This is a genomic window from Candidatus Methylomirabilota bacterium (assembly GCA_035315345.1).
In the GTDB taxonomy this organism is placed as follows: domain Bacteria; phylum Methylomirabilota; class Methylomirabilia; order Rokubacteriales; family CSP1-6; genus CAMLFJ01.
The window spans coordinates 1-5498 of record DATFYA010000222.1 but is presented as its reverse complement, the minus strand read 5'-3'; the positions used below and the strand labels follow the sequence as shown (position 1 = coordinate 5498).

General features: G+C 66.6%; 6 protein-coding genes and 1 pseudogene. 2 read left to right on the top strand and 5 right to left on the bottom strand.

Going from position 1 to position 5498, the window contains the following annotated elements; genetic code table 11:
- Positions 1–24: 24 nt before the first annotated feature.
- Positions 25–504 (bottom strand): hypothetical protein, encoded by a 480-nt coding sequence (locus tag VKN16_28290; protein HME98123.1) that lies wholly within the window; start codon positions 502–504, stop codon positions 25–27.
- Positions 505–762: 258 nt separating this feature from the next.
- Between VKN16_28290 and VKN16_28285 the strand changes: the two genes are divergently transcribed.
- Positions 763–1446 (top strand): response regulator transcription factor, encoded by a 684-nt coding sequence (locus VKN16_28285; GenBank protein HME98122.1) that lies wholly within the window; start codon positions 763–765, stop codon positions 1444–1446.
- 68 nt (positions 1447–1514) lie between these two features.
- Entirely contained in the window at positions 1515–2900 is a 1386-nt protein-coding gene (locus VKN16_28280) for an ATP-binding protein (GenBank protein ID HME98121.1), read from the top strand.
- 172 nt (positions 2901–3072) lie between these two features.
- On the opposite strand, the gene VKN16_28275 is transcribed toward VKN16_28280, so the two are convergent.
- The 4 genes and pseudogenes from VKN16_28275 to chrA form a co-directional block, all read right to left on the bottom strand.
- Positions 3073–3996 (bottom strand): hypothetical protein, encoded by a 924-nt coding sequence (locus VKN16_28275; GenBank protein HME98120.1) that lies wholly within the window; start codon positions 3994–3996, stop codon positions 3073–3075.
- Position 3997: 1 nt separating this feature from the next.
- Positions 3998–4369, bottom strand: coding sequence for a hypothetical protein (locus VKN16_28270; GenBank protein HME98119.1), 372 nt, complete (start codon positions 4367–4369; stop codon positions 3998–4000).
- 15 nt (positions 4370–4384) lie between these two features.
- Positions 4385–4822: pseudogene (locus tag VKN16_28265) on the bottom strand (chromate resistance protein ChrB domain-containing protein).
- Between the two features lie 10 nt (positions 4823–4832).
- A partial coding sequence (chrA, locus tag VKN16_28260) for a chromate efflux transporter (protein ID HME98118.1) occupies positions 4833–5498 on the bottom strand: 666 nt, incomplete at its 5' end.

The following is a 5498-nucleotide window of genomic DNA, read 5'->3' as shown; positions in this document are numbered from 1 at the left end:
TCATTGGACCTCTCCCTCGTTCGTTCAATCGAGCTTCTCAGATACGGTCTTCCACTCCGTGCCCTTCACGAGCGTGACCTCGGCGACCGGGTGATCATTCCGAAGCTCTGGCATGACGCTCACGACCCGATATCCCTTGTTCTCCTTCACGGCCCCGGCGGCCGCGGCCCGCAATGACCGCTTCGCCTTCGCCATGGCCTCGCTCTGCGTCTTGGCGGCCTTCAGGTCATCTTCCTTGGTGATCGGCTCGGCCTTGGAGACCTTCCCAACCTTGTGATCGACGATCACCTCGGAGAAGAGCGTGCCTTTCATCGTGTAGACCGATAACTGGAGCTTGCCGTCGTCGACTTCGTACTTCGCGGAGATGGGCTTGCCCTCCCGGGCGCCGGCGCTGACGCCTTGCTCGAGCGAGATCCTGGCGTCCTTCAGCGCCGTGGCCAGCTCCGTGCGCTCCTTGTCGTCGTGAGGCTGTGCCGCGCCGATCGACGCCGCGAGCAGCCACACGCTAAACAATATTACTGTCGCCGGGCTCTTCCTTGGCATCGTGTGCCCTCCTCTCGATGTTTCCGACCAGAAGATCGAGAACCGTCGTGACGTCCCGCCGCCCCTCCACGGCAACCGTTCACCGCCCGCCGCCGTCGGGTTCCACGCTACCGTCGTGATGGCATCATCGCCACTGAAGAGTTCCTGAACTTGTTGTCAGAGAGATCTCAGTGGAACGGCGGCAGCGGGGATCGTAGATTGGCGGTGCGGAGGACCCCGGTGAGGATCCTGGTCATCGAGGATGAAGTCAAAGTCGCCCGAGCCCTCAAGGAGGGCCTCGAGAGCGAGCGTTATCAGGTGGTCGTGGCGCGCAACGGCGAAGACGGCTTCTTCCTCGCCAATACCGAGACGTTCGACCTCGTCCTCCTCGACCTGATGCTGCCCGGCCGGGCCGGCCTCGAGATCCTCGAGGCGTGCCGGCGCCGGGACTTGCAGACCCCGGTCTTGATCTTGACCGCCAAGGACGCCGTGGAGGATCGGGTAGTCGGCCTCGACAGCGGCGCCGACGACTACATGGTCAAACCCTTCGCATTCGCCGAGCTGCTCGCTCGGATCCGGGCGTTGCTGCGCCGCGGACGGACCGACCAGGTGCTTCGACTGAAAGCCCGGGACCTGGAGATGGATTTGGTGACACACGCGGTGATGCGCGGGGGGCAGGTCCTCGATCTCACTGCGCGCGAGTTCGAGCTGCTCGAGTACCTGTTGCGGCACCAGAACCAGCTCGTCTCGCGCGAGATGCTGGCCCGCGATGTCTGGAAAGAAACGTCACGTGCCACACCGATCGACAATGTCGTCGATGTCCATGTCGCCAGACTCCGCAAGAAGGTGGATCGGGAGTTCCGAACAAAGCTGATCCATACTGTGCGGGGTGTCGGCTTCACGCTGCGCTACGGAGACCCATGATGTGGCGATGGCGTCCACGCAGCCTGCGCGTGCGCTTGACGCTGTGGTACGCGGGGGCGTTGGCGATCGTGCTGGGACTGTATGCCGGCGGGGTCTTCGTCTTCTTGTGGCATAGCCTGTCGAGCGCTCTGGACCGGCAACTTCACGATGACTTCGAGATTGCCGAGCAGATGCTCGCGCGCGACGGACCAGACGGCGTCCGCTGGCGCCTCGATGCCGGGCATGAAGAGGGCGAGGCCGCCGATAGCGGAGGGTGGGTCGACGTCTGGAGCTCGACGGGCCGGCTCCTGTACCGAAGCCCAGGTCGCGATGTCGATGTCGGGGCGCCTCTCGCAGTGGCGAGTTCAGCAAGAGACGCCCGGCCACAGTCCGAGTACTTGCCGGGAGTCGGGCGTGTCCGGGCGCTGGTTGCGCCCTACACCATCGGCGACTTGGCGGTCGTCCTTCGCGTTGTCAGGTCGGAGGAGCCACTATGGCACGATCTCCGCGAGCTCCTCCTGGTGCTCGGTCTCGGGTTTCCGTTGGCCCTCGGGCTGGCCGCCTTCGGTGGCTTCGCTCTCGCTCGACGTGCACTGAGACCGGTTCGTGACATGGCCGAACGTGCGCGGACCATCACCGCAGATCACCTCGGACGGCGCCTGCCCGTGGACGACCCCGAAGGCGAGCTCGGCCAGCTGGCGATCGTCTTCAACGACACGTTGGCGCGGCTCGAGCGGTCGTTCGCGGAGCTGCGGCGCTTCACCGCCGATGCGTCTCACGAGCTGCGCACCCCGCTCACTGCCATCAGGAGTGTCGGCGAGGTTGGGTTGCGTGGGCATCGTGACGATCACGCCTACCGGGAGATCATCGGCAGCATGCTGGAGGAGGCCGATCGGCTGACGCGACTCGTGGATACTCTTCTTGTTCTGAGTCGCGCCGACGCCGATGCCATCAGTCTGCGTTTGGAGCGAATCGACGTCCGAGCATTGACGGATGAGATCACGGCCCAACTCGAAGTACTGGCCGAAGAGAAGCGACAGGTGCTGTCGATCGAAGCGCCTGGGCGGATCGAGGTCGTCGCGGACCGACTCATCCTTCGCCAAGCTCTCCTCAATCTCCTCGACAACGCAATCAAGTACAGTCCCGAGGGGGGACATATCCGCGTGCTCGTCGGGCAGCGAACCGGGATACCGACCATCGAGGTCGTTGACAACGGCCCGGGAATTGCGCCGGAGCATCGAGAGGCTATCTTCCGGCGCTTCTATCGCGTCGACCCAGCACGGACTCGCAATGCCGGCGGGGCGGGACTCGGGCTTTGTATCGCCCGCTGGGCCGTCGAGTTGCACGGCGGGCGTATCGAGCTCGAGAGCGAGGAAGGCAAGGGTAGCACCTTCCGGATCGTGTGCGTCGCGCCGCACGAGGCCGGCACCGGCCCTCGCTCCGGGGGCGCCGACGATCCCATGGGGGAGCGCTAGCGCCTCGCTCTCCTCTGACAGGAATGTCAGATACTTTTCAGAGGCGCGGGGGCAGAAGGACCTTCATGCGCGCGAGGTGACCGGGCAGTCACCCGCCCGAACGCCCATGTTGCCCGGGCCAGGACGCAATCCGACCCGGGCCGTTGGCTCATCGAGCTTCCATGGCTACGAGCTATCGATGATCCCGGTAGACGGCAGCGCGATGGCTCCCGGGCAGGAACGCAGAGACGACCTGCCGCCTGGCATCGAACGACAGCGTATGGGCGCCGCCTTCGGTAGGGACTCTCTCGTGGCGGCGTAGGGGCGACGTGTCGAAGACCTCGATCAGCCCGGGGTCCCCGATCGCGACGTAGAGTCTCTGAAGCCCCGAGTTGAAGAACACCACGTCCGGAACGCCCGCAATCGGCTCGCCGGCGAGCACCTTGCCCGTGTCGGCGTCCACCTCAAGGAGCACACCCGCGTCGCAGGCACAGAACAGCCTGCGCCGTTGGACATCGATATCCAGTCCGTGCGGTCCCGCCTCGGGCATGGTCGCCACCCGTTCGATCCCAGGTGGGTCGCCCGCTCGAACCGCGACGATCTGCGGCGGGTCCGCGATGTTGACGTGGAAAACGTCGGACACCGGATCGTATACGGTCCAGCGCGTCCGACCGGCTACGGGCAGGTCGGCCACGCGGATACGGGCCGCCACGTCGATGATGGAGACCGTACAGGAGCCCGGGATCGCCGGATCTCCCACGTGCGCCGCCAGCAGACGGTTCCGGCCCTGGTCGTGGGCCAAACCGTTCGGTCGTACGCCCACCGAAACCTTGTCGGCCGGGCCGGTTTGACCGACACGGATGATGCCCACCGTGTTCTCGCCCCGGTTCGAAGTGAAGACCAGGTCCGGCGCCGCGACCAGGGCGCCCGCCACCGCTTTCAGCCCGTGGATCGAGCCGAGGTAGCGCTGCGCCTCGACGTCCAGCACGTCGAGCGCGTCGTTGGCGGTGTGAGCCACATAGACGTGGCCGGTCTGCTCGTGCACCCCCGCGTGGTCGAATCCGCCCGCACCGACGTGGGGCGGCAAATCGATGAATCCGAGCGCCCGGAGGGGCATCTCAGCCTCCGGCGGCCAGCTCGCTCACCAGCCGCTCCACCTTCGCGACGATCTGGTCGCGAGCCAAACCGTAGCCGTCACTCACTGGCGGGACATCCCACTGCTCCGCCCGCCGGCTACCATCCACGGCGACATCGCAGCCGAAGCTCACGACGCGCGTCGCACTGCGGAGGTCGTAGAGCGTGACCGGGCGCGGCCGTGTCGGCGCCGCGCTCAGACCCTCGGCGGCCAGGCCCTTGACCGCGCCGGGCGCGAGCTCCACATCGGGCTCCGTGCCGGCCGCCACCGCGCCGATCTGGAGGCCCCGCGCGCCCGCCAGCCGACGGAAATGGGCCGCGGCGATCACGCTCTTGGCCGCCCCGTGCAAGCACACGAACACCACCCGCGACTCAGGCGGGACGCTCGCAGTCTGCAGCCGGGAGTATTCGTAGAGCGCGTCGTACAGTGGGAACTGTCGGCTCATGTTGTCGAAGTCGTCGCGGCTCGCCGCCTGGAACCCGGTTGCCGCGGCATACAGCCCTGCCGATTCCGGCGTCAGAGCGCGGTCATCGGTGTCGGCTCCGCGGACGATCGCGGCGAGAGCGGCAAGGGCGGGATCGGTCAGCTCGTAGCGTTCGAGGAAGGCGTCGAACGAACACCGGGGACCCCGGTGCCCCAGCTCCACGTCGGGGATGTCGTACGGAATTGCGCGTTCGCGCTCCGCCACCGGCCGTACCTCTTTCGCCGGGACGAACAGCAGCTCCGGCTTCGGATCGATGAAGCGCGTAATCAGCCAGGGACAGGCGATCCGATCGACCCGGGCGCGCTCTCGTGTGATCCATTTCATGTCAGTTCTCCTATCGCACCCCGAAGATGATGAGGCCGGCCAGCGCTCCCGCGGCAATGAGCACCGGCTCCGGCACCTTGAACCGCCACGCCACCAAGAGGGCCGCGGCCCCGATCAACAGCGTGGGCACGTCCACGATCGCGCGCCGGGCCAACACGAGGCAGGCCCCGGCGATCGTTCCCGACGCCGCCGCGGTGACACCCGCCACGAAGCCCTTGACGCGGGCGTTCTCGCTGATGCGGTCGAACCACGGGAACGGAATGACCACGAACAGGTACACCGGGAGGAACACCCCGATCGCGGCCGCCACCGCGCCGGGAAAGGCCGCCACCAGGTAGCCGATGAAGGCGACCGTGATCACAATGGGCCCGGGCGTGAGCATGGCCACCGCTACCGCGTCGAGGAACTGCTTGTCGTTCAACCAGCCGTACTCTTGCACGACGCCCGCGTGCAGGAACGGCACGATAGCCAACCCGCTGCCGAAGACGAATGCGCCCGCCTTGGCGAAGAACCCCAGGATCTGCAGCAGCAGGTCGGGGGTGGCCACCACCATGAAGCAGGCAGAGGCGGGGCGCTTGAGCCAGGCCGGCGGCGCCTGGGCCATCATGGTGACCATCCCGCACAGCAGGAAGAGCCAGAGGACCTCGGACTCGGTCCACGCGGTGACCACCGCCAT